The 23,605-nt window shown below is 51.0% G+C and carries 27 protein-coding genes and 2 tRNA genes; 15 read left to right on the top strand and 14 right to left on the bottom strand.

Annotation, left to right across the window (positions count from 1 at the left end):
- Positions 1 to 28: 28 nt before the first annotated feature.
- The gene (locus KNP71_RS12100) at positions 29 to 811 is read right to left on the bottom strand and encodes a pyrroline-5-carboxylate reductase family protein (RefSeq protein ID WP_214756692.1); all 783 of its coding nucleotides are present in this window, start codon (positions 809 to 811) and stop codon (positions 29 to 31) included.
- A 202-nt stretch (positions 812 to 1,013) separates the two neighbouring features.
- On the opposite strand from KNP71_RS12100, the gene yidD reads away from it, so the two are divergent.
- Both yidD and KNP71_RS12090 read left to right on the top strand, forming a co-directional pair.
- Positions 1,014 to 1,289 carry a membrane protein insertion efficiency factor YidD gene (yidD, locus tag KNP71_RS12095; protein WP_082665786.1) on the top strand — a complete coding sequence of 92 codons (276 nt, stop codon included), beginning with the start codon at positions 1,014 to 1,016 and terminating at the stop codon, positions 1,287 to 1,289.
- 129 nt (positions 1,290 to 1,418) lie between these two features.
- Positions 1,419 to 2,777, top strand: coding sequence for an alanine/glycine:cation symporter family protein (locus tag KNP71_RS12090; protein WP_021065263.1), 1,359 nt, complete (start codon positions 1,419 to 1,421; stop codon positions 2,775 to 2,777).
- An 18-nt stretch (positions 2,778 to 2,795) separates the two neighbouring features.
- Here KNP71_RS12090 and KNP71_RS12085 read toward each other — a convergent pair whose 3' ends face one another.
- Positions 2,796 to 3,155, bottom strand: a complete 360-nt coding sequence (locus KNP71_RS12085) for a potassium channel family protein (protein ID WP_131472430.1) — start codon at positions 3,153 to 3,155, stop codon at positions 2,796 to 2,798.
- 79 nt (positions 3,156 to 3,234) lie between these two features.
- Between KNP71_RS12085 and cypC the strand changes: the two genes are divergently transcribed.
- Positions 3,235 to 4,482 carry a CYP152 family fatty-acid peroxygenase CypC gene (gene cypC, locus KNP71_RS12080; protein WP_353049151.1) on the top strand — a complete coding sequence of 416 codons (1,248 nt, stop codon included), beginning with the start codon at positions 3,235 to 3,237 and terminating at the stop codon, positions 4,480 to 4,482.
- Between the two features lie 20 nt (positions 4,483 to 4,502).
- Here the strand turns inward: cypC and KNP71_RS12075 are convergent, their stop codons facing one another.
- Positions 4,503 to 5,255: a sugar nucleotide-binding protein gene (locus tag KNP71_RS12075; RefSeq protein ID WP_021065266.1), complete on the bottom strand. Its 753-nt coding sequence runs from the start codon at positions 5,253 to 5,255 to the stop codon at positions 4,503 to 4,505.
- A 97-nt stretch (positions 5,256 to 5,352) separates the two neighbouring features.
- Here KNP71_RS12075 and KNP71_RS12070 point away from each other — a divergent pair, with 97 nt between their 5' ends.
- Both KNP71_RS12070 and KNP71_RS12065 read left to right on the top strand, forming a co-directional pair.
- Positions 5,353 to 5,919 carry a GNAT family N-acetyltransferase gene (locus KNP71_RS12070; protein WP_251132804.1) on the top strand — a complete coding sequence of 189 codons (567 nt, stop codon included), beginning with the start codon at positions 5,353 to 5,355 and terminating at the stop codon, positions 5,917 to 5,919.
- 85 nt (positions 5,920 to 6,004) lie between these two features.
- Positions 6,005 to 6,814, top strand: a complete 810-nt coding sequence (locus KNP71_RS12065) for a DUF368 domain-containing protein (protein WP_021065268.1) — start codon at positions 6,005 to 6,007, stop codon at positions 6,812 to 6,814.
- A gap of 47 nt (positions 6,815 to 6,861) precedes the next feature.
- Here the strand turns inward: KNP71_RS12065 and KNP71_RS12060 are convergent, their stop codons facing one another.
- Complete coding sequence (locus tag KNP71_RS12060; protein WP_021065269.1) at positions 6,862 to 7,416, bottom strand: methyltransferase family protein; 555 nt, start codon at positions 7,414 to 7,416, stop codon at positions 6,862 to 6,864.
- A gap of 107 nt (positions 7,417 to 7,523) precedes the next feature.
- A complete protein-coding gene (locus KNP71_RS12055; RefSeq protein WP_214830773.1) occupies positions 7,524 to 8,372 on the bottom strand; it encodes an ABC transporter ATP-binding protein in 849 nt (282 codons plus the stop codon).
- A 189-nt stretch (positions 8,373 to 8,561) separates the two neighbouring features.
- Between KNP71_RS12055 and KNP71_RS12050 the strand changes: the two genes are divergently transcribed.
- Positions 8,562 to 9,611: an NAD(P)/FAD-dependent oxidoreductase gene (locus tag KNP71_RS12050; RefSeq protein WP_021065271.1), complete on the top strand. Its 1,050-nt coding sequence runs from the start codon at positions 8,562 to 8,564 to the stop codon at positions 9,609 to 9,611.
- A gap of 9 nt (positions 9,612 to 9,620) precedes the next feature.
- Here KNP71_RS12050 and KNP71_RS12045 read toward each other — a convergent pair whose 3' ends face one another.
- Entirely contained in the window at positions 9,621 to 10,034 is a 414-nt protein-coding gene (locus tag KNP71_RS12045) for a VOC family protein (RefSeq protein ID WP_029596069.1), read from the bottom strand.
- 103 nt (positions 10,035 to 10,137) lie between these two features.
- On the opposite strand from KNP71_RS12045, the gene KNP71_RS12040 reads away from it, so the two are divergent.
- Positions 10,138 to 10,509, top strand: a complete 372-nt coding sequence (locus tag KNP71_RS12040) for a hypothetical protein (protein WP_021065273.1) — start codon at positions 10,138 to 10,140, stop codon at positions 10,507 to 10,509.
- Between the two features lie 55 nt (positions 10,510 to 10,564).
- Here the strand turns inward: KNP71_RS12040 and KNP71_RS12035 are convergent, their stop codons facing one another.
- Positions 10,565 to 11,434 (bottom strand): hypothetical protein, encoded by an 870-nt coding sequence (locus KNP71_RS12035; protein ID WP_131472439.1) that lies wholly within the window; start codon positions 11,432 to 11,434, stop codon positions 10,565 to 10,567.
- A gap of 330 nt (positions 11,435 to 11,764) precedes the next feature.
- Between KNP71_RS12035 and KNP71_RS12030 the strand changes: the two genes are divergently transcribed.
- Positions 11,765 to 11,992: a hypothetical protein gene (locus KNP71_RS12030; RefSeq protein ID WP_021065275.1), complete on the top strand. Its 228-nt coding sequence runs from the start codon at positions 11,765 to 11,767 to the stop codon at positions 11,990 to 11,992.
- A gap of 191 nt (positions 11,993 to 12,183) precedes the next feature.
- Here KNP71_RS12030 and KNP71_RS12025 read toward each other — a convergent pair whose 3' ends face one another.
- Positions 12,184 to 13,098 carry a hypothetical protein gene (locus KNP71_RS12025; RefSeq protein ID WP_021065276.1) on the bottom strand — a complete coding sequence of 305 codons (915 nt, stop codon included), beginning with the start codon at positions 13,096 to 13,098 and terminating at the stop codon, positions 12,184 to 12,186.
- A gap of 202 nt (positions 13,099 to 13,300) precedes the next feature.
- Here KNP71_RS12025 and KNP71_RS12020 point away from each other — a divergent pair, with 202 nt between their 5' ends.
- The 3 genes from KNP71_RS12020 to KNP71_RS12010 all read left to right on the top strand — a co-directional run bounded on the left by KNP71_RS12020 (position 13,301) and on the right by KNP71_RS12010 (position 15,572).
- Positions 13,301 to 14,542 carry an LCP family protein gene (locus KNP71_RS12020; RefSeq protein ID WP_131472441.1) on the top strand — a complete coding sequence of 414 codons (1,242 nt, stop codon included), beginning with the start codon at positions 13,301 to 13,303 and terminating at the stop codon, positions 14,540 to 14,542.
- Positions 14,543 to 14,621: 79 nt separating this feature from the next.
- Positions 14,622 to 15,326 carry an NAD(P)H-binding protein gene (locus KNP71_RS12015; protein ID WP_021065278.1) on the top strand — a complete coding sequence of 235 codons (705 nt, stop codon included), beginning with the start codon at positions 14,622 to 14,624 and terminating at the stop codon, positions 15,324 to 15,326.
- Between the two features lie 27 nt (positions 15,327 to 15,353).
- Positions 15,354 to 15,572 (top strand): PspC domain-containing protein, encoded by a 219-nt coding sequence (locus tag KNP71_RS12010; protein WP_021065279.1) that lies wholly within the window; start codon positions 15,354 to 15,356, stop codon positions 15,570 to 15,572.
- Positions 15,573 to 15,606: 34 nt separating this feature from the next.
- Here KNP71_RS12010 and KNP71_RS12005 read toward each other — a convergent pair whose 3' ends face one another.
- Positions 15,607 to 16,458 (bottom strand): aldose 1-epimerase family protein, encoded by an 852-nt coding sequence (locus KNP71_RS12005; protein WP_242679031.1) that lies wholly within the window; start codon positions 16,456 to 16,458, stop codon positions 15,607 to 15,609.
- Positions 16,459 to 16,532: 74 nt separating this feature from the next.
- On the opposite strand from KNP71_RS12005, the gene KNP71_RS12000 reads away from it, so the two are divergent.
- The gene (locus KNP71_RS12000) at positions 16,533 to 17,087 is read left to right on the top strand and encodes a peroxiredoxin family protein (RefSeq protein ID WP_131472443.1); all 555 of its coding nucleotides are present in this window, start codon (positions 16,533 to 16,535) and stop codon (positions 17,085 to 17,087) included.
- 41 nt (positions 17,088 to 17,128) lie between these two features.
- On the opposite strand, the gene KNP71_RS11995 is transcribed toward KNP71_RS12000, so the two are convergent.
- From KNP71_RS11995 to KNP71_RS11980, 4 genes are all read right to left on the bottom strand, one after another.
- Positions 17,129 to 17,335 carry a DUF3006 domain-containing protein gene (locus KNP71_RS11995; RefSeq protein WP_016508383.1) on the bottom strand — a complete coding sequence of 69 codons (207 nt, stop codon included), beginning with the start codon at positions 17,333 to 17,335 and terminating at the stop codon, positions 17,129 to 17,131.
- Between the two features lie 398 nt (positions 17,336 to 17,733).
- Complete coding sequence (locus KNP71_RS11990) at positions 17,734 to 18,534, bottom strand: MBL fold metallo-hydrolase (protein ID WP_131472445.1); 801 nt, start codon at positions 18,532 to 18,534, stop codon at positions 17,734 to 17,736.
- Positions 18,535 to 18,714: 180 nt separating this feature from the next.
- Positions 18,715 to 18,788, bottom strand: a tRNA-Gly gene (locus KNP71_RS11985).
- A 16-nt stretch (positions 18,789 to 18,804) separates the two neighbouring features.
- Positions 18,805 to 18,878, bottom strand: a tRNA-Gly gene (locus KNP71_RS11980).
- Between the two features lie 128 nt (positions 18,879 to 19,006).
- On the opposite strand from KNP71_RS11980, the gene KNP71_RS11975 reads away from it, so the two are divergent.
- Genes KNP71_RS11975 through KNP71_RS11965 form a run of 3 tightly spaced genes read left to right on the top strand, consistent with a single transcriptional unit; the run spans position 19,007 to position 20,333 of the window.
- Positions 19,007 to 19,366, top strand: a complete 360-nt coding sequence (locus KNP71_RS11975; RefSeq protein ID WP_021067840.1) for a hypothetical protein — start codon at positions 19,007 to 19,009, stop codon at positions 19,364 to 19,366.
- A 2-nt stretch (positions 19,367 to 19,368) separates the two neighbouring features.
- Positions 19,369 to 19,923, top strand: coding sequence for a hypothetical protein (locus KNP71_RS11970; RefSeq protein ID WP_021067839.1), 555 nt, complete (start codon positions 19,369 to 19,371; stop codon positions 19,921 to 19,923).
- Positions 19,920 to 20,333 (top strand): hypothetical protein, encoded by a 414-nt coding sequence (locus KNP71_RS11965; protein ID WP_021067838.1) that lies wholly within the window; start codon positions 19,920 to 19,922, stop codon positions 20,331 to 20,333. Before KNP71_RS11970 ends, KNP71_RS11965 begins: the two co-directional genes overlap by 4 nt.
- Before the next feature lie 42 nt (positions 20,334 to 20,375).
- Here KNP71_RS11965 and KNP71_RS11960 read toward each other — a convergent pair whose 3' ends face one another.
- Positions 20,376 to 23,348 carry an SH3 domain-containing protein gene (locus KNP71_RS11960; protein WP_214830770.1) on the bottom strand — a complete coding sequence of 991 codons (2,973 nt, stop codon included), beginning with the start codon at positions 23,346 to 23,348 and terminating at the stop codon, positions 20,376 to 20,378.
- Positions 23,349 to 23,605 lie beyond the last annotated feature (257 nt).

Raw genomic sequence — 23,605 nt, 5'->3', positions numbered from 1 at the left:
AGAGACGCGATGCGTTTCTCGGATTTTTTCAATTCTTCGGTTGTTCGACTTCTTCTCTCGCACTTTCGCGAAGGGCAGAAGCCATGACGTCTGCTAAATCGCGCGAGCGGAGCACACCGACACCGCGGTCGGTCGGACCGTCTGGCGCGGCCACGTCCGCAATCAAGTCGTTCGTCGGCCGTGTCTCGTGAAGCAACAGTTCAGCCGATCCTTTCATCGCCTGGGCGACGATTTGGCGCGCCGTCGCTTCATCGAAACCGGCATCGGTCAAGACGGGCGTCATCGAACCGACGATTTCATAAAAGAAAGCGGGGCTGCATCCGGCGGCAGCCATGAAGGCGGACATCTTCTTCGCATCCGTCACGGCCGTCCGTCCGACGCGTTCAAACAGCGCCGTCGCGGTCTCACGGACCGTATCATCGGTCTCTGGGCCGAACCAGAGTCCGGTCATCCCGCTCCGATAAGCGACTGGGGTATTCGGCATCGCGCAGACGGCAGGGAGACCTGACGCCTCTTCAATCTCGCTCGGTTCGATATGAGCTGCTACGGAGACGAGGAGCGGTGTGCTCCACGTTTTAGATTGCACGTAAGGAATGACCCCGTCCGGTTGCATCGCGAGGACGACGATGTCATACGCGTTGACATCTTCCTCGTCGACGATTTGCACGCCGAGCTCGGCCTGTAACGCTGTCAAACGGGTCCGGTCACTCCGGTTCGTCATCGTGATTTGTTCAGGCGACACACCAGAGGCAAGCCATCCGCGTACGAGTGACTCACTCATCGATCCTGCACCTACCATTAAAATATTCATTCTCGTCACCTCTTCATATAGATTCGGTCGTATATATACATGTTGCTTATCATAACAAATGACGCAACAAATAGCGCCCATCGTGCTCAAATTGTAAAACAAAGGAAAAAAAGATGAGCGGTTTGTCATTTGATTGTCGCATGCGCCATAGATGACAAGCTGGCCCGGGCAAGCTATTATGGCAGTAATCAAACTGGAGGCGATGAGAGTGAAACGAGTGTTAGTGCGGGGGATTCAAGGGTATCAACGGTTCATCTCGCCGTTGAAACCGCCGACTTGCCGTTTTTATCCGACGTGTTCGCACTATGGAATCGAGGCGATTGAAAAGCATGGTGCCCTTAAAGGTGGGTATTTGACGACTCGCCGCTTAATGCGGTGCCAACCGTTCCATTCGGGCGGACTCGACTACGTGCCGGATGAATTTGATTGGCGCGCCCCTTTACAACGTGAAAAACCCCCTTCTCAGCGAGACGTCTAATCGGCGGCTCGCTGTTTTAGATACAGCTTAAAAATCAAATCGTTGTTTTATTACAATACTTTTGACAATCTTCTAAGTATTCTGAAAAAATAGAGGTGTACGATTACATAAGGGGAAGGGGAATTCAATATGAGTCAATCGTTCAGTGAACTCATCGGTACGATTTCGAACTTTGTGTGGGGACCACCGTTATTGATTTTGCTTGTGGGGACAGGCATCTACTTGACGGTACGGCTCGGGGGACTTCAAGTCACGAAGTTGCCGTACGCATTGAAGCTCGCGTTTTCTAAAAATCAAGACAAAACATCGAAAGGGGATATCAGTCACTTCCAAGCGCTCATGACGGCGCTCGCAGCAACCGTCGGTACGGGGAATATCGTCGGGGTTGCGACCGCGGTCGTGCTCGGTGGACCGGGGGCGATCGTCTGGATGTGGGTATCCGGATTTTTCGGTATGGCGACGAAATACGCCGAAGCCGTGCTCGCCGTTAAATATCGGGTGACCGATGAACGCGGACAAATGGCCGGGGGGCCGATGTATTACTTAGAACGTGGCTTGAAGCAACGTTGGCTCGCCGTCGCATTCGCAGGATTCGCCTCGCTCGCGGCATTTGGGATTGGGAACGGGGTGCAGACGAACTCGGTCGCGATGGCGCTCAAGACGACCTTTGACGTGCCGTTGTATGTCTCTGGTATCTTGATTATGATTTTCACAGGCGCGGTCATCTTGGGCGGTGTCAAATCAATCGGTCGCGTCGTCAGTTACTTCGTACCAGTCATGATCGTCTTTTATCTCGGCAGCGGATTGTTGATTATGGTGATGAACTACACGCTCATTCCGGATGCCATCGCCCTCATCTTCAGCAGCACGTTCAGTGCCGAAGCAATCGGTGGCGGAGCCATCGGGGCCGCCATTCGTTACGGTGTGGCGCGCGGCGTCTTCTCGAACGAGGCAGGTCTCGGTTCGGCGCCGATTGCCGCAGCGGCTGCTAAAACGGATATGCCGGGACGTCAGGCGCTCGTCTCGATGACGCAAGTGTTTCTCGATACGCTCATCGTCTGTTCTGTCACGGGAATCACGCTCGTCATGGGCGGTCAAATCGGTTCGGGCCTCGAGGGGGTCGAATTGACGACGGCGACGTTCGAGCAATTCCTTGGACCGGCCGGCGGTTATATCGTGACGATTGGACTGGTCATGTTCGCCTACTCGACGGTGCTCGGGTGGTCATACTACGGGGAACGGTCGATTCATTACTTGTTCGGTCAAAAATCGATTCTTCCTTATCGGATTGCGTTCGTTCTCGTTGCCGGTCTCGGTGCGATGACGACGAACCTCAACTTGGTTTGGGCGCTCTCGGACGTGTTCAACGGTTTGATGGCCATCCCGAACTTGATTGGCTTACTGTTCTTGTCGGGTGTCGTCATTGCTGAAACGAAGCGATTCAATCAACAGCTCGAACTCGAAAATCGAAATCGAAAAGCTTCTTAAACCAATACGCCACCATCCTTACGGGGACGGTGGCGTATTGCGTTTGCGAACCTCTTCGAGCCGTGCTTGTTGAAGATGGTCGAACACTTTCGTGATGAAACCGACCATGATGCCGACACCCGTGATGACATAGCCGATCGTGAACACTTTGCCGATATCGGTCGTCGGGACAAAATCCCCATAGCCGATTGTCGTGAGTGTGACGATACTGAAATACAGGGCATCGAGCCAACGCATGTCTTCGAAGCGTGAGTAGAACAGTGTCCCGGAGAGGATGGTCAGGAAGGCGAGACTGAACAAGACTTGAAACTCCGCATCCTTCAAGCCACGCCAAATCCCGCGGAACATGCGCCGGAACGTCAAGATGAAAGATAGCATTTCATTTCCTCCTTTCCCTATAGGTTTGTTCGCTAGCAACAGGGGAACATCCTTTATAGCAAAACTGGAGAGGATGATCATGATGACACGACTGATTCCAAAAGAAGAAGGGCTCGATCATAGCCTGGCGTTCCTACGGGAAGGATATTTATACGTCCCGAACCGTCGGAAGAGCTTTCAATCCACTCTGTTTGAAACACGCTTGCTCGGCGAACGCGTCATCTGTCTCGGAGGCGGCGAGGCGGCAGCCTTGTTTTATGACGCGGACAAGTTCGTGCGCAAAGATGCGGCACCGAAACGGTTGCTGAAAACACTATTCGGTGAGGATGGTGTGCAGACGTTAGACGGCTCGGCCCATACACATCGCAAACAGATGTTCATGGCGCTCATGTTCCCACAAAATATCAAGCGGTTAACGAAGCTGGTCAGCCGGGAGTGGGAACGGGCGCTCGACGCGGCAGCTGACGAGACGGTGCTCTATGACACGGCGCAAGAAGTTCTCATGCGGGCCGTCTGTGAATGGGCCGGGGTCCCGCTCCATGAAAGCGAAGTAGCGCGTCGGACGGACGAGATGAAATTGTTATTTGAATCTGGGACTGCCCTCGGACCAAAACATGTTCGGGGGCGAGCGGCCCGCTCCTCGGCCGAGGCGTGGGTGCGTGGCATGGTCGAAGAAGTGCGGACGAACCGGCTTCTCCCAAACGAACAAACGGCGTTATACGAATTTTCTTGGCATCGGGATGAAGCGGGTCATCTGCTTCCGGCCGACGTCGTTGCTGTCGAAGTAATCAATATATTGCGCCCGACCGTGGCTGTCTCGATTTATGTGTTGTTCACTGTATTGGCGCTCCACCAATTTCCGGAAGCGCGGGACCGATTGGCGCGTGGTGAGACCGAACCGACATGGTTCGTCCAAGAAGTGAGACGCTTTTATCCATTTTTCCCCGTGACCGCTGCGAGGGTCAAGCAAGATTTCGAGTGGAACGGATTTACGTTCGAAGAAGGGACGCTCGTCTTGCTCGATTTATATGGGACGAATCATGACCCTTCCTTGTGGACGGAACCGGATACATTCAACCCCGATCGGTTCAAAGACTGGACGGAAAGTCCGTTCACGTTCATTCCGCAAGGCGGCGGGGATGTCGATTTCGGACACCGCTGTGCGGGGGAGCACGTGACGATTGCAATCATGCGCGAGACGATCGACGTGTTCCTAACACGTTACCGTTACGAGGTGCCGCCGCAAGACCTCAGTTATAGCTTTGTCGACTTGCCGAGTTTACCGAAGAGCCGTTTCGTGCTGAATCAAATTCAAAAGAACGAATAAATGAGTCGCCCGCGGGCGACTCATTTCGTGTGTAACGCTAGCCGTTTTGTAATCGGTTGAATCGTGATATTCGTATCGACCATTCGATTATCACGTTTCGGTTCATCAGTCTGTTCGATTTGCCACGACGTATCATGTGACTCTTTGAGCGCCATCGCGATGTCATACAGAGAGTGACTCGAATTGCCGTTCAATTGGTACAGCCCGGGCCCTCGCTTCGTCAAAATCTCGAACAAGGCATCGGCCGTGTCTTCCAAAAACGAGCAAGACGGGTACCAGTGAGCGCTCGCGACGATGACGCCATGTCGTTTCATCTCGTTCTCGAAATAATCCATCATGTTATTCGAACCGGCACGATGCCCGATTTGCCAACCGAGCCGTACGATTTGGGCACCAGGATTGGTCCGGGCAATCGTCTCTTCGCAGGCCCGCTTATAAGCCCCGTATTCATCGGTCGCGTCAGGAGGCATGTCCGGTGTGATTGGCCCTGTCACGTTGTCAGAGAACACCGAGACGGTGCTCGTGAAGAGAAATGGAATCTTATATTCTCCGCATAGCCGAGCTAGCGTGTCGGCCCATTCGACGGCACCCATCCCGATATGAAGAAAGTAGTTCGGACGCACCGATTCGATGAAACGTCGCATCTCGGCCTCATCTGTGGTCGATACTTTCGTTCGGTCCCAGGCCACGGGCTCGATGCCATGCCGCGTTAACGTCTCGGCGACGACGGGGGCGACGGTCCCGTTCATACCAGTCAAAATTGCTTTCATCATGCATTCCTCCCTTTTGTTTCTATCATCCCACACTTCACGAACTGACAAACCCTTTGTGGACAGCTTTATGCTAGACTGTTGAGTGGAGGCGATAATGATGAATATTCGAAAAGCGACACCGGACGATCAGTTGCAGATTGCACCGCTCGTCTATACGGCGATTCATGAAATCGCCTATTCATTGACCGGCACATCCGATCAAGAGCACGTGCTCGATCGACTCGCGATGTGGATTGGTCAGCCTGGCAACCGCTTGAGCTACGAGAACATATGGGTGGCCGAATCCGATGCGACGATTGCAGGCATCCTGATTGCGTATCACGGCGAGCAGACGGCAATGCTCGACGAACCGATTAAAGCTTGGCTCCGGACAAACGGTCAGCCCGACGATTTGGATGTCGAAACGGAAGGCGACGTCCTGTATATCGACTCGGTCGCCGTCGACGCGACGTTCGGCGGACGCGGGATTGGGACGGGCTTGATTCAACAGGCGATTGCTCATGCGCGTGCCATGAACATTCCTCGCGTCACGCTCAACGTCGATCAGACGAACCCGGCAGCAGGTCGATTGTATGAACGTCTCGGCTTTATGAAAGAGAAAGAGATTGAGATATCCGGGGGACGGTTCGATTATATGACGTTTACGGTAAGCGAGAACGCCTGAACACGTCACGAAACCGATGCAAACCGATCGGGACTCGGCTATACTATAGGCTTGATCACATTGAGAGAGAAAAAGGAGATTGTGTATGGAGTGGAAGAATATGTTGCGCGGCATCGCGATGGGAACGAGTGATTTGATTCCTGGCGTCAGCGGCGGGACGATTGCAGTCATTTTAGGAATTTATGACCGTTTGATTGAAGCCATCAGCGGTATCTTCAGTCGGCATTGGAAACAGCACTTGTTGTTCTTGATTCCGCTCGGGATTGGGATGGCAGGGGCGATTTTAGGACTCAGCCGCGTGATTGAGTTCCTCTTGCTCGAATATTATGAACCGACCCAGTTCTTTTTCATCGGATTGATTCTCGGGATTATCCCGATGCTCTTCTTTGAATTTCGAACGAGAGCCGTCATGCGACCGGTACATATCGTCGCGATGGTCATCGGGGCGATTCTTGTGGCCAGCATGGCGATCATCAAACCAGCAGATACGGCGATCATCACGGAACTCTCGACAGGGACGACGATTCTCTTGTTCTTCTCAGGATGGCTCGGCAGTATGGCGATGTTGTTGCCGGGAATCAGTGGCTCATTCGTATTGCTTTTGATCGGGGTGTATCCGACCGTCATCAGCGCGTTGTCGAACTTGAACCTGCTCATTATCGGCATCGTCGGTCTTGGAGTGGCCGTCGGTTTTATCGTCAGCAGTAAAGTGATTCGTTATTTGCTCGGTCATTTTCCGGGCATGACGTTTTCGGTCATCATCGGGTTGGTCATCGGCTCGCTTGCGGTCGTATTCCCAGGTCTGCCGGACACGACAATCATGTGGATACTCAGTGTCCTCTCGTTCTTCGCTGGATTCATCATCGTCCGTCTACTTGGACGTTTCTCCGTTTAACCAAACATGCACGCCCGTCAATGAAGACGAGCGTGCATGTTTTTTGCTTAATAAATGAACGGGATCAAGCGTTTACGTGACTTGGCCCACGTCTGATACGTCACACCGAAGTGAGATGTCAACATTTTCTCCTCGATATGGATGCGCCATAAGAGAGCGAGACTCATCAAACATGTACCGACGAGAGCAATCGTCCAAGGCGCGAAAAAGAGTGAAAATCCGAACGTGATAAATAAGAGCCCCGTGTAGAGGGGGTGGCGTAAATAACGATACGGTCCCGAACTGACGAGCTCATCCGCGGGCCGGACGACGACGTGGCGGGTGAACTGATGGCGCAATTGTCGGATGCCCCAATAGCGAAGTGAGACACCGGCGATGAACCCGCTCAGGCCGAGCAGGCGTTGCAGTGTGGCCTGACGTGTATCGGTCCAAACAGAAAGTCCGATCGAGATAGCGAATACGGTAACCATCATCAATGAGACGATATAAAAACTAGCGTGCTCACTGGCACCATCGGTCGGTTCGGACCGGTTTCGGTATCGCCAAATTTCATATAGCCAAGCGACCGAGGTGAGAACAAATAATCCATCGAGCCAATCCATAACGTGCCTCCTTTTTCAATACCTTCGATGTATTACCCGTGTCTTCCTCCTCACTAACGTGCAGGAATCGAAAAAACGTCTCGCGATGTGCGGGACGTCGAGAAAGCCTAACGGGCATTGGCAAGCAAGGTTGCGGCGGCCTGCTGGGCAGGGGGCGCTTCTTTTAGCTCATCTTTAATCAAATGGTAAGTGAGGCACATCGGTTTTTCGGTCCGGGGGTCACGCCCGATGATGGCATCGATATGGAACACTTGTCTGAGCACGAGCGGACAAATGACTTCCTCAGCCGAACCGGTCGCGAGCACCTCGCCGTCTTTCATCGCAACGATATGATCGGCAAAGCGAGCGGCCTGGTTCAAATCGTGGAGCACCATGACGATGGTCCGCCCTTGCTCTCGATTGAGCGTTTCGAGCAGTTCGAGCACTTCGAGCTGATGGGCCAAATCAAGGTAAGTCGTCGGTTCGTCCAAGAAGATTAAATCGGTCTCTTGGGCGAGTGCCATCGCAATCCACACGCGTTGACGTTGTCCCCCAGACAGGGCGTCGACGCTGCGGTCTTTATAAGCGAGCGTCCCGGTCACATCGAGTGCCCAATCGATGACTTCATGGTCATGTTTCGAGAGGCGTCCAAATCCGGACTGATAAGGGAATCGACCGTAGGAGACGAGTTCGCCGACCGTCAAGCCGCCGGCGCCTTCCGGCGTTTGCGGCAAGATGGCCATTTTACGGGCAATCTCTTTCGTATTACATTTCGCGATGTCGGCCCCGTCTAAATGCACAGCGCCAGCAGATGGAGAAAGAACCCGTGTCATCGCTTTTAAGAGCGTCGATTTTCCACAACCGTTCGGTCCGATAATCGTCGTGATTTTATGGTCGGGAATCGACAAGCTCAATTGTTTTACAATCGTCTTGTCCCCATATCCGACCTCGATATCCGTCGTATGTATCCGTGACATGATGGATTCCCCTTTCCGTAAATGACGCCCGTGATAATGATTCTCAATATCGAGTTTACTATAGCAAGTGCGACACATCGTGTCAATGTTTGTTTGATGTCAAAATAGATTGTCGAGCGGTCTAATTCGCGGTATAGTGAATGAGAATGAGAATCAATGGCGCAGGAGTTTTGAGGAAGGGTGAGGACGATGAGCGAACAGGACCTATATGACGTAACGATTATTGGAGGCGGACCGGCCGGGCTATATGCGACGTTTTACAGCGGATTGCGGGGGATGAAAACGAAATTGATTGAGTTTCAACCGCATCTCGGCGGGAAAATCCATGTCTATCCAGAGAAGATGATTTGGGACGTCGGGGGTGTCACGCCGACGACCGGGGCTCGACTCATCGAACAACTGGTAGAACAAGGCTTGACGTTCGACCCGACCGTCGTGCTCGGAGAAAAGGTCGAATCGATGACGAAAGATCACGATGGCCATTTCGTATTGGATACGACGCACGGGCAACATCGATCGAAAACGGTCATTGTCGCGACAGGAAGTGGTATCCTGCAACCGCAGAAAATTGATATTAGCGGAGCGGAGCGCTTCGAGGTCTCCAACTTACACTATACGGTCAAATCGCTCATGGCGTTCAAAGGGAAGACGGTGTTGATTTCGGGTGGCGGCAACAGTGCGATTGATTGGGCCAACGAGCTTGAACCGATTGCCGAGCGTGTCATTTTGACGTATCGAAAAGAGGCGCTTAAAGGACATGAGTCGCAAGTCGATAAGCTCCTCTGTGGACGTGTCGACTGTCGATTGCATACGCAAATCGAGGATTTGATTTCCCGGGACGGGACGACGATTCATGCCGTCGCTCTCGTCGATTGCGGAACAGGCGCCCGCGAGGTTGTGGAAGTGGACGAGGTCGTCATCAATCATGGGTATGAGCAGGATACAGCGCTTCTCGGGGAATGTGAGCTTCAAGTCGAGATGGTGAACGATTTTTACGTGAAAGGCAATGCGAGCAGTGAGTCGTCGGTGCCAGGTCTATACGCAGCGGGCGACATTTTGACGCATGAAGGGAAAGTCCATCTGATTGCGGGTGCTTTCCAAGATGCGGCCAACGCTGTCAACCGAGCGAAAACGTTCATCGATCCGGACGCGACGAAAACCGCAATGGTATCATCCCATAACGAACGATTGAAAACGAAGAACCGGGATATCATCGAACAGGCATTACAAAAGCAGTGAGGGGAGCCCTCACTGCTTTATTGTTGGATAATCACATAGTTCGACGATGACGCCTCCGGAATGACGGGGGTCCATATAGATGAGGCGCCGGCCTTTGGCCGTCGTCCGCAACGTGTCCTCTAAAAAAGTTACACCGTCACGTTTAAGTGACTCGATTGACTCGTCCAAATCCTCGACGCGATAGGCGATATGGTGAACACCTTTACCACGCGCTTTCATGAAGCGAGCGATTGGGCTGGTCGGACTCGTCGGCAATAATAGTTCAATTACGTCGTCACCCACGTGGATGACGGCAATCTCCGTCTCGACGCCGATGGCTGTGTTCGTATAACGGTCGACCAACTTTCCTTGTAGAACGGTCGTGTAAAATGCGATCGCCTCGTCTAAGTCACGGACGGCGATTCCGGTATGGTCAATGTGCATGGTTGTTCCCTCCTCTCGCTCTAGTTTGACGAAACTTGAACAAATTGTCACTTCACAACGTTTTGTCGGAATCCGATATACTAAAAGAGGGAGGGACGGCGAAATGAACGGAAAGATCACTCTTGGATTGGTCAGCGCGTTCGCGCTGGTGTCATTTGTGTTTGGACTCTCACTTGCGACGTTTGTCGACTATCGGATCAATGAAGAGCAAGTCGTTCTGGAACGCTTGACGACCCATAAAAAAATTGGCCCATCTGAACTTCTATCCACAGAAGTGGACTTTCACTTGAACGGTTCGAACTACGCCCTGCGGTTTACAGACGAGCCCCACATCACGTACTGGTTCAGTGTGACGGATCGTGAAATTCAGTTCGACCGGATTGAATCGTTGGACCGACGTGATACGGGTCTTCGGACCGATCTCTTTGAAAAGATGCCACCGCTCGCGATGGATTCGACAAACGCTGCCGAATAAAAACACGAAACGAACGAGTCTGATTGACGGACCGCGGACGTTTCGTGTTTTTTTATTAATCGGTTCGCGCTGGGGTCAAGTACTTCAATAATGTATAAGTGGATGATGGCGTTGGACGGGCACCTTGCTCGTATAAAGCGTGTAGGACGTGTGTCTGCATCGAAGTGGCAGTGACACTCATCAATTCTGTCTTTTTAAATTTATCATAGTATGATTGCTGAAAAAATGAGATGCCTTCTTGAGTAAATTCTTTTTGGCCAACGATATGCAACTCGTGGAGGTACAATTGACCTTGCTTAATCTCGCCATACATCGTACCGACCACGGTGCCTTTCCATTTTAACGAATAAAAGATTGTTTGCCTTCGATGGAGCATATCAAGTGCCCGAGTCGTAAGAGGCACGGCTCCAGGCAAGAGCCAGAAATATTGATTTCGTTTTCGTAACCAATCTCCATGCGTCTCCGGATACTCTATACAAAATTGCCATTGGTCAAAAGTTGTTTTTGTGTACGGAACGAAAGGGAACTCAAACGACGTCGCCTCGAGGTGGGGAAGAAATCCAATGTCCTTGAAACCATTCAACAAATTGCCTGGTGCGTCAGTTGGGAGAGTTACCGAAACCGTTGTGTTGTGACGAACCTCTAATCGAAGTTGGAACAGGACCTGATCGATTAAACCGCTTAACATCATGCGATTTTTGCAAGTGGTGTCGCTCAAGCGAATCAAATGCGAGGTTTTGAAATCCTTGCAGTCAACTGTGACAGCGGCGACTGGCTTGTTACGAAACCATCCAGTATAGTGGTAGCAGTCGGCAGGCAGACAGAAAAGATGTGGAAGTTGACCTGCTGGATAGAGAGAGTGGAGCATGGACCGTTCATGGGGCTTGAGTTGTCGGCTTTCTTTGACGATAAAGGTGTGCTTCATGAAAGCAACCTACTTTCTACATTTATTGGAACACCCTTAAATTGTAAGCGTTACCACTTTAAAATGCTCGTATTAAAATGATGAACATTATTTGGTTAAAATAGGGATGAATTTAAGGCATTTTCCTGAGAGTCCCGTTTAAAAAGAACAGGAGAATGGCTTCAGAAATAGGTTTGTATCAAACTGAATCGAAAAAAACAAAACCAGATCTTTTTAAACGGAAATGGGTGTGAGAATTATTTAACTGGGGGGGGAACGAAGAAAACCGTGTCATGACTTTGAAATCGACATGCTATAATTGATGTAAAGAAACGAACCGAGGAGACGACTATGCGATATTTGACAGGCTTGTGGTTGATAGTAGTGCTGTTGGCGGGGACGCCGCTCGTGGCTCAAGCGGATACAGAAGAACCGATTGTGGTCCACGAGAATGTCATCGTCGACGAGGCGGTAGAACTATATGAGGGGTTTCGCTCCCCGAATGAGATGGTCTTTATTTTTGTGCTGATCGTGTTACTGTCCGTCATCGGTCTTGGAATCATTAATGCCATCGAATAACGTGAAAACGTTCACAAAAATGCAATATCTAAAACGGAAGCGGTTTCAAATCTGATTTATACTAAACGTGTAGGAAGGAAGTTCTGCACCAACTTCCCCTCCTTTTCAGATGAACACCCCTCGTTCATATCATGTATTGGAGTCAACCGACGATGTCGATTGACTCCCTTTTTTTCGTATGCAGCATGAGGTTACAACTGGATGCGCTTTTCTTTGGCGAGACGACGCAATCGTTTCGTTTCATTCGTATGTCCATGACTTTCAAGCATATTGACATACACTTTGAACGGTTCAGAACGATGCGAGAAGAACGGGATATATTCGGCGAACAATTTTTGTTCGGCCTCAGATAACAAGCCGCGTTCGACGAGCAATTCTAGCTCGAGCATTTTTAAAGCTTGATAATCGGCGAGCGCATTATCGTCTGTCTGGGCTTTCGCTAACGTACGGTCGCACAACGTGGTGAGGCGTTCGTGGAGCAAGTTCCATTCAGCTATACTATACGATTGCTCGAGGAGGGTCGAGAGCAAATCGACCCGGGTGGAATCGACATCTTTTGGGACGTGGAGCGCGGTATACAAAGACCGATCGATCCAAACGGCAGGGGCGGGGGCGTCGAGTTGATAATATTGAATCAGTTGGGATAACATCGTGGTTTGAGACAATTTTAATAGTCGAAACGGGTCACTTGTCGTGAATAGAGGTTCTTCTCCCGCTGAAGACGACAGCAACAAAAACATTTCTTCATACATCGTCCGAGCCTCGGGCTCATCGTCAGCGTAATGGACGAGGTCGCGAATAATCTTTTTAGCGTGAATGTACCAGTTTTTTTGATCCCGTTCGCTCATCACTTGATTGGGTACTAAATATAAATGGTCATATGCCAATTCGACAAAGCGCTCAGCGAGGATGATGGTCTGTGAGAGCGAATGACGTTCGTCTGACGACTTTTGTTCTTTATAGCGCGTGAACTGGCTGACCATAAAGTCGATGTCTTTCTCTTCAATCACGGTTTTTGGGATGTTGCGATACATCTCGACAATTACATCGCGAAGCGTGGCTTCACCGTATTGTTCCAGCAACATCCGTAACTTCCCGATACGCATTAGCTCTCCCTCCTTTCGAGAGGACGTCGAACAATCTATCCATCCACAGATGGGCAGACACCAATTATTATTCCTTTCCCGGTTTCGATTCAAAACAACCCTTCCGTCTCATGCTTAAGACGGATTTTTGCGCTAACCGTTGTCAGAATAGCGTTTGTCGATGATAATGTAGAAAAATCTAACCATACTAGAGGTACAGCATATGAATGACGATCAACACTTATCACGTGTCGAACGACGGAAACGGGAGCTTGAACGCGAACGATTAACCGAACAAGCCCGGCTAGACGAACAAGCTCGACTAGATGAAGAGGCTCGACACGAGACGCCCCAGCACCAAGGGCAAGTAGAAGACAAGTTTAACAATGATTCGAATCGACCGACAGATACAGGGCAGGGCGAGCATCCGTTTTTAAATCGTTCGGAGGAAACGCCGTCGGAACGCAAGAAGAAATCGCTCAACGTCAAAAAACCGAAACTAAGTCTTCCCTTCGGTAAGAAGCGTAAGTCGAAGCCGCGCCGAGATGAACGACGTGAGCCTAGACAGAAAACACGAGAGCCGGAACGGACGCACGCCAAACGGGAGACGGCCGCTCCGAAGGAAAAACCACGCCGTCGCAAATGGAAAGGGAAATTGCTTCTCGTCCTGTTGCTCTTGATGATTGGGGCCGGCTATATGGCGACACGTCCGGTCACGTTTTTAGTCATGGGCAGCGATGCCCGGGTCGGAGAATCGTTATCAGGATCACGGACCGACTCGTTACAGCTGATGGAATTCGTGCCACGTTCCCGCACTGTCCAAAACGTCTCGATTCCACGTGACACGTATACGGCGATTCCTTGTGAACCAGAGCGAGAAGGCGATAAAATCACCCATGCGTTCGCCTATGGCGGTGCTGACTGTACCGTTGGAGCGGTAGAGGGATTGACCGAAGCGTCTGTCGACGGTCAAGTCATCATCACGTTCGAAACGTTCATGGAACTGATTGATTTGGTTGGCGGCGTCAACGTGACGGCGACCCACTCGTTCAGTGAGAAAGGCTTCAATCAGACGTATGAATACACGGAAGGTGTCTCGTACGCCATGGACGGAGATATGGCGCTCGCCTATGCCCGTCATCGGAAAACAGATACGGATGGGGCGCGATCGAATCGACAGACCGAGGTCATGTCAGCCGTCGCCGATAAATTGGCCAGTCCAACAGGCTGGACAAAAATCCCCGCAACGTATCGCTTTATGAAAGACGAGATGGGGCTTGAGATGAACCCGTTGCAAATGGCTTCAATCGGAATGACGATGGTGCTACAACCACAGGTGGACAAACTTCAAATCGAAGGGGAAGACGCCTACATCGATAACGTCTATTACTATCAACCGACCGAAGCGAGTGTTCAAGCCGTTCGCGATGCCCTCGACTTAACGATGTGGGGAACTGTTAGATAATTTTGCGAAAAGGGTTTGATTCCATCCCGAAAGAGGAAATTTAATCAAATGAACTACTCTTTTGAGGAGGGAAATTTGAATGAAAGTTTTAGTCATTGGAGCAACAGGAAAGATCGGTAGACGTGTATTGAAAAGTTTAGCGAAAACGCATCAAGTGACCGCTTTAATTCGTTATCCTGAACTACAGGCAGAGTATGAAAAAATGGGTGCGCGTGTGCTCACCGTCGACGTCGAGAAAGAATTGGATAAAGGGATACACGAGGCGACTTCCGGACAGGATGCCGTCATCATCGCAGCAACGGCTGGGGCAGAAGGTTCGAGCAAAGAAATCGAACTGCTGGACCGCAACGTCGCCATGAAAGCTATCGATGCTGCGAAAAAAGAACGGGTCCGCCACGTCGTTTTGCTCAGCGCTTACGGCGCCGATCAACCAGACGCTGCACCAAAAGAACATTTCAACTTCTTGTCTGCTAACAATGCGGCTGACGAGTATATCGAACATAGCGGTTTGAACTACACGATCATTTGCCCAGTGACAATCGTAGATGGTCCAGGGAAAGGCTCGATTGAGGCATCAGAAGATTTGAGTGATGCGAGTGACGCAACGATTTCTGAAACGGACGTCGCGACTATCATCGCCGCCTCGCTCGATAATCGAGGCTTGTACGGACGTCGGATTGAAGTCAAATCAGGCAGTACACCAATCAACGATGCGCTCGATTTCGACAGTCGTGGAGAAGTGGCGACAGGTGGCAGAACGACGCTCCGTCGACCACAGCGTTAACGAAAAACTGGAGGAGAAGGTGTCTTGATGGAACGAAAACTGTATAAAGATCCGTCGAATCAAATGATTGCTGGTGTTTGTTCGGGACTCGGGAACTACTTAGGTGTCGATGTGACATTGATGCGAATCATCTTCGTCGTTCTCGCCCTATTTGGAGGTCCAGGTCTTCTGATTTATATCGTCCTCGCCATCGTCATGAAAAAACCGCCTTCAGAGTATGAGGCGGAGCAAGACAGTCGCTTTTAACAAAACGTGCTGACCATAGCGGTCAGCACGTTTTTCATTCCATATACAAGGTGTAAGTCGCTTCGAACGACTCGCCTGGTTCGAGCAGTTGCATGTCTTCCTTATGGCGGATGTCTTTCCGGTGCCCTTTATAGTCGGCATGTCCGAACCACGGCTCGAGACAGGCGAACGGGGCGTCGGAATGTGGAGGTGACCAGATGCCGAAGTGGGTGAACTGGGGGGATTCCATGACGATGGCCCGGCCGCTCGGCTGATGCCGGAGCGCCGCGTATTCGATTTGTTCAAAGATAAGGGCGTCCTGGTCGAACAAATGATGCGTCAACGGGATATAACGACGTTCCCCAAGCGGTTGATAAGCACCCGTCAAGTAAGGTCCTTCGAGCAAGAGACGGTCGAGTGTTCGTGTCTCCCCAAAGTCAATCGTATAGTCTTCGAACGTGCCCCCGGCAAACGGAATGTTGAAGGCCGGATGTCCGCCGATGCTGAATGGGAGTACGACATCATCCCGATTGACGACGTGGTACGTCACATTCAACTCTTCGCCGATCAAGCGATAGATGACGTTCAGTTCGAATGAGAACGGATAGTGTTTACGGGTCTCGATCGAATCACGAAGAATGAACCGGACGTGTGTGTCCGAAGCCTCGGCGACCTCGAACAGTTCGTCTCGTGCAAATCCGTGTTGGCTCATCGTGTATGTCAGTCCTTCATATAAGTAGCGGTCGTCAAGCAGCCTTCCGACGAAAGGGAATAGGATTGGGGCTTGCCGCCCCCAATACGTCGGGTCGCCTTGCCAAAGGAGCTCCGTTCCTTCGACTTTCCAACTTGTCATTTCGGCGCCGTGCGCTTTTAGGGTGAGGCTAACTTTCTCATTGTGAAGTTGCAAGATAGTTACTCTCCTTTGAATGATGTGATAAGTTAAGTTTAGGAGTGAACAGTCCACAGAACAAGGGGTAAATCATGCGATTTCATAAACTAGCAATCAGTCTCATCATGGCCGGCCTCATCGGAGGATTGGCTTATAAAGGTTACGACGAGTACAAGACGAGTCAAGCGAGTGAGCCGACGGTCGAAGTCGCCACGGACGACGGCGTGCTCGGCGGTCTTGAAGTCGGACAGCGGGCGCCACAGTTCGAGCTCGAGACGACGGAGGGGCAGCCGGTGTCCCTCGCCGACTATGAAGGGCAACAAGTCATCCTGAACTTTTGGGCGACGTGGTGTCCACCGTGTCGGGAAGAGTTGCCAGAGTTGATTGAATTCGGCGAAGATACAGGCATCCCTGTGCTCGGAGTGAATGCGACGAAAAACGAGCGGCTCGGTAAACGAGACGTCGATGCGTTTTTACAGGAAGTGCCGGTCAGTTTCCCGATCCTATTGGACGAGACGGGGACGGTGGAGAAGACGTATCGTGTCGTCGCGCTCCCGACCACCTACGTAATTGGGCCAGACGGCATCATCACGGCCAAACAAGTCGGACCGGTCGATTTCGACTGGCTGCATGACCGAACGAAATGAACGGACAAAGACAGACTGGAAAGAAACCGGTCTGTCTTTGTCTACTTTTTATAATGTTGTTTAATCAGCGCATCGAAATTGGGTGTCATGTCTTCTTCGAGATAGTAATGGTGGTTATCTCGAATGATGGTATCGCCAACACGTGCTTCTGATGGCAAGAATCGTCTTGGGATAAAGCTCGAGCCGTTGTTCCAACGTAACACGGCATACTTCCCTTCGACCCGCACCAACGTGCCATACTTGATCATGCCTCTTCCTCCTCAACGAACAGCTTTCTGTCTCTTTTATTCTTATAGAGTGTATTCCCACATTCCACAAAACCTACACATATTTGCGCAAGGCTAGACAAGCAAAAGTAAAAACAGAAGCGTGACAGAATTGTGAAGAAACTTTGAAGAAAACGCTTTCTTTTTGAATTATTTTCTTCTATAATGAAGGCACGGGGTGATTATGACGAATTTGTGAACAATGGGGGTATGGTCAATGTTTTCATCAGCTATGATTGGATTGCTCGCTGTCACCGGCGTGACCATTTATGGGATTGACCGTATGTTCACGGTCCGTTCAGAACGCGTCACAAAGAAATAGGTCTACATAATAGGGGGGGGATCGCAACGTCTTGGGGAGACGTTGCGATTTTTTTGTGTTAATAATCTTGTTGCCGCGACTCGCGATCTTTTGCTTTTTGCTCGACATGCTTCCGATTACGTTCATGGACGCGTTGGAAGAAAGCGTGTTCGGGCCAATGCGGAGACCAGACGCGTTCTTCTGGCAAGGCGAGGATATATTCTTCGGCGGCGCTCAGTCGCTCCATCATTTTGCTTCGGTCGTCACACAAGTCGCCGTGGCCAGGAATGAGCCACCGAATCTCATACTCGTAAATGGCAGCTTGAAGTTTCTGCAACGACGTCAAATACGCCTCGGCATCGTCTTCGATGAACGGGGGCTCGATATTGGAGGCATAATCGCCACACACGAGCAGACGTAACGGCTCGACGATTAAAGACATGTGGGTCGACTCATGACCGGGCGTCAATAGGAACGTGATGGGCGTAGAACCGAGGGCGAGGGTACCATCTTCCGAAATCATAATATCAACAGCAGGTTTGACAATGGGACGATCGATGTAATACTGTTCGTAGAACGATTGAATCTCATCTAGCTGAGAACTCGCATCCGTCTCGACGAACGCTTGAGACGCGATGACGGTGGCATCAGGGAACGCATAAGCCCCGATGATATGATCATAGTGCTGATGCGTATAGATGACGTACAGCTTTTTCCCCCGGCGTCGTAATTCGACGTCCCGGCGAATCGTGGCGATTTCTTCAGGCAACCAGGTCGGATCAATCACAATCAAGCTCTCGTTCGTCTCAATCAACGTCGATGTCGTGCGCATCAAAGCACTCTCGTATACGGTGAACGGTTGAAGACGTACTTGAATCACAGGAATCCCTCCTTCTTGTCTTCCATCCTTTTCCCGAATTAACGTCATTTAAGCGTTGTTGAATTCGGTGCTATTATGCTGAAAAACAAAAAAAGCAGAACGTCGAATGACGTTCTGCTTTTTGCACGGGACACCGTGCGGTTATGTGTGCGAGCAAATTCTCGCGTATATGTCGGTAATTGGAGCGGGTGAAGAGAATCGAACTCTCGTCATCAGCTTGGAAGGCTGAGGTTTTACCATTAAACTACACCCGCACATGAAATTTTAAAATGGAGCGGGTGAAGAGAATCGAACTCTCGTCATCAGCTTGGAAGGCTGAGGTTTTACCATTAAACTACACCCGCGAAACGCTTAACGTTACGGTAATATAATAGCACAGGATTTTAGCTTTGCAAACCCTTTTTTGAAAAAACATTGGTTGTTGCGGCTAGGTCGTCTTGCTAAGATAATAGAGGAGAGGAGTGGATGGGGCATGAGTGAGCGTAAATCCTATTTACAGATGATGAGCGAAGGGTTTCGGATGATGAAACAATCCAAACAACTCAACCACGAGACGAAGCTTCGCCAATGGATGTTCTCGATTAATCGCGAGTCGGACTGGCAGGTGATTCTTCGAACGGAACGATTGAAATGGATCGGCCCGGCGACGAATGAGTTCATCGTCGAACCGCTATCCGTTCAAATTGGGGCACTTCAGCTCACGCGTCATCTCGAAACGAACGAAGTACGTTTGAAGATCGAGGAAGAATGGGGAATTGAAAGTAAGGTCGTCTGTGACGACAAGGAGTGGGAACGATTCGTCGCGTCGCTCAAACAATTGAAGGGGGAGTAGTCGTGAGTCGAGAAAGGCTATATCGGATTGAAGCGGAAGCTCGGGGCAGTGCCTGGCGAGCCCGTGTATTGACCGGCATCCAACGATTCCGCTTTTTTAAAGGGGAATTGCTCGCACCGACTGAACGTCCTTATGTCGTCTTGAGCATCTCACAAGACAAGCAGGCACTCCCCGATTTGATTGAGACGGATATGGGAGTGTTGCTCATCCATGAACGAATCGGTCCAATTTTTATGAACCTATGCCCATACGATATTCAGCTTGTTCGAGTCGAGTTGCACACGAGCACCGGGAAGACGGATCAATATTGCGCGCTCAACGTATTGCGTCGCTTCGAGATTGAGCATCTCGAAGATTCAGGCGAATATCGACCGTTAGACCCGGACCGACTCTATTTTTTATCACATCAAACCGTAAGATTGAACTTATTCGGGCACATGATTGCCCAAGACCAAAACAGTCAACGTCTTTACGTGACCGAGCGCCTCAAATATGCGCTCCAAGCGAAGATGGTGACAGGTCTAGCATTTAAGAAGACGAAGGAGCAAACAGCATGAAGGAATACGAGATTGACGGTTGGATCCGTCTATCCTACCCAGAACACTTTGAATACAATGAAGAAGAAGACCATGTCAGCTTTTATTCGGTAGAAGCCGACGCCCAAGGGACGCTTCAGATGTCCATCTATGAAGCCGAGGAAGAGCAAGCGCCGAGCGACGCGGCTCTCCAAGAGTTGAACACATTTTTAGGCGAGTTCCCGATTGACGTCAAAGTCGCCCCGAGCGTCACGACGGAGGCAGGCGGTATGACGACGGCCTATGCGAGCGGAATCGAGGACGGGATGCATCTCGACGTCTGGTCACTCACAGACGGGAAACGACTCCTGTTTTTGACGTACGTCGCCGATGAAGTGACGAATGAAAAAGTAGAGATTGAATCGATTATCGACTCCATTGAATGGACATAACAAGAGACACGCGCCAAAGTCGGCTGCGTGTCTCTTTGTGTCTTACTGGAATTTTGGAACTTCGAAGTAAAGCGTGTAGGCGTCGAGCTGTTGATACATGTTGTAGATGTTGGCGGTTTGTTTCGTCGCCCAAGCGATATCCGTGGCATATTGCATCGTCCCAGGATTTGATGGATTAAAGCGCATTTTATAGAGCGTGTTCTGTTTCCGGCTCGGGTTGTTAATATACGAATCCCCGATGAACTTGGCACCGCCGATGATGGCGGCTTCCGGTGTGAACCAACCTTCTTTATAAGCGCGCTCAGCCCCTTTGACGTGGGCGTTCCCGTCAATCGCACCGATTCCGTACATATTGTAGACGGTCTTCGGTGTGACGGCCTTGCCGTCGACGCTCGAGACAACTGTCCCGGTGGCGAGGGCGGACGTCCCATGACCGGTTTCAAGCAATGCATGCGACAATAGGTAAATTTCGTTGACGTTGTGCGTACGTGACGCATCGATGAACGCTTGACCGCGTCCATCTAAAATCCCTTTACCGACGAGCGACTTGTTCAAGACCGGCGCCGTCAAATCGGCCCCCTTCGACAAATCGAGGAACTGGAAATATTCCCGTGACGTCGTGGCGAACGAAGACGGTGACACGTGACGTGTGATTTCCTCATCCGTCGCAAGACGCCAAGACCGGTCATAGACGCGAATGTTGTATCCACTCGGGCGATAGTAGCTGATTGTGTAATATTGACCGAGCTCACCAGTGATGCTCACCGTCTCACCTGGGTTGAGCACCCCGAACGAGTGAGCTGTCATAGAAGCGTCTTTCAATACCTTGACATTACCAGCGACGTTGGCGGCGCTGACGTATCCGGTCAGTAGACCCGATTTTACTTTATACCAAGTCGTCGAACCGACTTTTTGTGTGCCGAGGTACTCAAGTTTCGTATTCGTCGACAAGCCGCCCAAGTTTGCTGCGGCTGTTGAAGCGGTTGCCTTCAAATATTGGAATGAAGTCGTCATGAGTTCCGTCGAACTGATCGTCCCTGTCGTGGCGGTCGGTGTCGCGCGAGTGATATACGCTTTCGGTACATAGGCGTTCGCAGCCCGGAAGGCGTCCGACTGGGCGAACACGTTGCGTTGCGTCGTCACCATCGATGCGAGCGTGTATGGATAGGCCGTTTCGGTGATGACCATTTCCTTACTGCCGGCCACAGGCGGTGTGTACGGTTTCGTATACGTGAGGGAGATGTACCCTTTCACGAGCGAGCCGTTGACGAGATATGAGATGACCCCCCAGTCGCTACCGACGATTGGCTTCACTTTGACGACCGTCCCGTTCGCGAGCGTCCCGATGACGGCGCCATCAACTGCTTTATTGCGCACGTTCAGCGTCCCGTTGTTCGCGACGACGACCTCGACTTCACGTTCTGATTCGAGCTGTTCTTCTGGCACTGGCGGCTTGTCCGCAAAGTAACTCGCGGTCGCATAGCCCGTGAGCGAGCCGTACTTGATTTTATACAACGAGCTGGTCAATCCGGCCTCAGAAATTTGCTGAACTTTTGTCCCTGTCGGAATGACTGCGATTTTTGTTTTCGGTGATGCCGACCGGTCATAGAGGACGACTCGTTGCGTCGTGTAGTAATCTGTCACGACAATCACCTCCGGTTTTTCGACTGAGAAGTGACGTGAAGCGGCATAACCGGTTTTCCCGTCATAGCGGACTTTGTACCAAGAGCTCGATAAGCCGCTTTGAGAGATTTGTTCGATTTTCGCACCGAATGGAATCGTATCGATTTTTGTCGCGCCCGAGGCGGACGAAGCGTACATCGCTACATTCCGAATCGCGTAATAAGGCTTAATGACAATCACTTCTGGTGGAGTCGTCGAGAAGTTACGAGCCGCGGCATAGCCGGTGACACCGTCATACTCGATTTTAAACCATGAGCTCGCGAGTCCAGCATCCGATACTTGTGTCACTTTACTGCCGGCGCGGATGGTCCGGAGACGGTCTGCACCCGAGGCAGACGATTTATACAAGACGAGATCGCGAGCGGCGTAATAAGGCGTCCGGACGATGACTTCTGGTTTCGTCTTCGAGAAGTTACGGGCGGCGGCATAACCGGTGACGCCATTGTAACGAATCTTGAACCACGATGAACTGAGTCCGGCCATGGCGATTTGTTCGACTTGGGCGCCTGATGGGATGGTCGCGATTTTCGTCGCGCCTGAGGCCGAACTGTTATAAAGGGCGACGTTTGTGATGGAAAAATAAGGCGTCGTTGTTTCAGGCGTCGACGTTTCCGGAGTCAACAGTGACGTCGAGAAGTTACGGGCTGGAGCGTAGCCGACTTTCGTGCCGTATTGAATTTTAAACCATGAGCCGGTCGCACCGAGCGAGGCGAGATGCGTCACTTTGGCACCAGCCGGAATCGTCGCGAGTTTCGTTGCGCCTGAACCGGTCGAGTTGTAGAGTACGGCGGTCTTGTTCGCATAGTACGGCGTTTCAACAGGAGCTGACGGCGTAAAGTACTGGGCCACGACGTAGCCGGTGTACTTGCCGTACGTCACTTTCATCCACGAGCCGGTTGCCCCGTGTGAAGAGATGTACGTGACGGTCGCGCCTTTCGGGATGGTCGTTAAGACGGTAGCTGACGTCGATGTCGATGAGCGCAAGTTGACGTTCGCATCCGCCTTGAAAGCAGATGTCGTCGTCGAGGCGGTCGTCGCCGTTTTCGTGACGGTCGATTTGAGTGTCAAATAAGTCGACGATACGTAGCGCTTTTCGCCTTCGAATTCAATTTGAGCCCAGTTGTCGTTCGTCGTATACACTTGAACGGTTTCGCCTTCGGTCAATTTCCCGACAATATCCGAAGTGGTAGATGTGGCGGAACGAACATTTAAAATCGATGTATTCACTGTTCCTTCGTATGTTGCTGCATATGAATGAGCGGGGACGAGCGTACTCAACACCGTGCTAGAGATGAGGACGGCCGTGCTCAATCGTGTGATCGTTGGCTTCAATGTGTTACCCCTTTCGGTGAATACGTATCAAAATATGAGTATTCTTTTAGTGTGCGGTCTAAGTATAGCGCACTTAAAAATTGGAAAGAAGAATCTAAATTACAAAAAAGGTAAATGAATTAGAATCCCATTGTATGATTTTGGTAAACAAAAAGAACCTCCTAGGAATGAACTGCTCCCCGTCAAGTAGACAGGGCAAATAATGAAAACCGGACTATGCGGCTTGAGACCTGTATTCGACAGGGCTCAAGCCGTTT

This window comes from Exiguobacterium sp. s56 (assembly GCF_018618255.1).
Lineage (GTDB): Bacteria > Bacillota > Bacilli > Exiguobacteriales > Exiguobacteriaceae > Exiguobacterium > Exiguobacterium chiriqhucha.
The sequence above is the reverse complement of the archived record's forward strand: the minus strand, read 5'-3'. Positions and strand labels throughout refer to the sequence as shown.

Bases quoted from the DNA above. Each gene is read 5' to 3' on its own strand.
- KNP71_RS12100 (WP_214756692.1), bottom strand. From the start codon at position 811: ATGAATATTTTAATGGTAGGTGCAGGATCGATGAGTGAGTCACTCGTA.
- yidD (WP_082665786.1), top strand. From the start codon at position 1,014: ATGAGAGTGAAACGAGTGTTAGTGCGGGGGATTCAAGGGTATCAACGG.
- KNP71_RS12090 (WP_021065263.1), top strand. From the start codon at position 1,419: ATGAGTCAATCGTTCAGTGAACTCATCGGTACGATTTCGAACTTTGTG.
- KNP71_RS12085 (WP_131472430.1), bottom strand. From the start codon at position 3,155: ATGCTATCTTTCATCTTGACGTTCCGGCGCATGTTCCGCGGGATTTGG.
- cypC (WP_353049151.1), top strand. From the start codon at position 3,235: ATGATGACACGACTGATTCCAAAAGAAGAAGGGCTCGATCATAGCCTG.
- KNP71_RS12075 (WP_021065266.1), bottom strand. From the start codon at position 5,255: ATGATGAAAGCAATTTTGACTGGTATGAACGGGACCGTCGCCCCCGTC.
- KNP71_RS12070 (WP_251132804.1), top strand. From the start codon at position 5,353: ATGAATATTCGAAAAGCGACACCGGACGATCAGTTGCAGATTGCACCG.
- KNP71_RS12065 (WP_021065268.1), top strand. From the start codon at position 6,005: ATGGAGTGGAAGAATATGTTGCGCGGCATCGCGATGGGAACGAGTGAT.
- KNP71_RS12060 (WP_021065269.1), bottom strand. From the start codon at position 7,416: ATGGATTGGCTCGATGGATTATTTGTTCTCACCTCGGTCGCTTGGCTA.
- KNP71_RS12055 (WP_214830773.1), bottom strand. From the start codon at position 8,372: ATGTCACGGATACATACGACGGATATCGAGGTCGGATATGGGGACAAG.
- KNP71_RS12050 (WP_021065271.1), top strand. From the start codon at position 8,562: ATGAGCGAACAGGACCTATATGACGTAACGATTATTGGAGGCGGACCG.
- KNP71_RS12045 (WP_029596069.1), bottom strand. From the start codon at position 10,034: ATGCACATTGACCATACCGGAATCGCCGTCCGTGACTTAGACGAGGCG.
- KNP71_RS12040 (WP_021065273.1), top strand. From the start codon at position 10,138: ATGAACGGAAAGATCACTCTTGGATTGGTCAGCGCGTTCGCGCTGGTG.
- KNP71_RS12035 (WP_131472439.1), bottom strand. From the start codon at position 11,434: ATGAAGCACACCTTTATCGTCAAAGAAAGCCGACAACTCAAGCCCCAT.
- KNP71_RS12030 (WP_021065275.1), top strand. From the start codon at position 11,765: ATGCGATATTTGACAGGCTTGTGGTTGATAGTAGTGCTGTTGGCGGGG.
- KNP71_RS12025 (WP_021065276.1), bottom strand. From the start codon at position 13,098: ATGCGTATCGGGAAGTTACGGATGTTGCTGGAACAATACGGTGAAGCC.
- KNP71_RS12020 (WP_131472441.1), top strand. From the start codon at position 13,301: ATGAATGACGATCAACACTTATCACGTGTCGAACGACGGAAACGGGAG.
- KNP71_RS12015 (WP_021065278.1), top strand. From the start codon at position 14,622: ATGAAAGTTTTAGTCATTGGAGCAACAGGAAAGATCGGTAGACGTGTA.
- KNP71_RS12010 (WP_021065279.1), top strand. From the start codon at position 15,354: ATGGAACGAAAACTGTATAAAGATCCGTCGAATCAAATGATTGCTGGT.
- KNP71_RS12000 (WP_131472443.1), top strand. From the start codon at position 16,533: ATGCGATTTCATAAACTAGCAATCAGTCTCATCATGGCCGGCCTCATC.
- KNP71_RS11995 (WP_016508383.1), bottom strand. From the start codon at position 17,335: ATGATCAAGTATGGCACGTTGGTGCGGGTCGAAGGGAAGTATGCCGTG.
- KNP71_RS11975 (WP_021067840.1), top strand. From the start codon at position 19,007: ATGAGTGAGCGTAAATCCTATTTACAGATGATGAGCGAAGGGTTTCGG.
- KNP71_RS11965 (WP_021067838.1), top strand. From the start codon at position 19,920: ATGAAGGAATACGAGATTGACGGTTGGATCCGTCTATCCTACCCAGAA.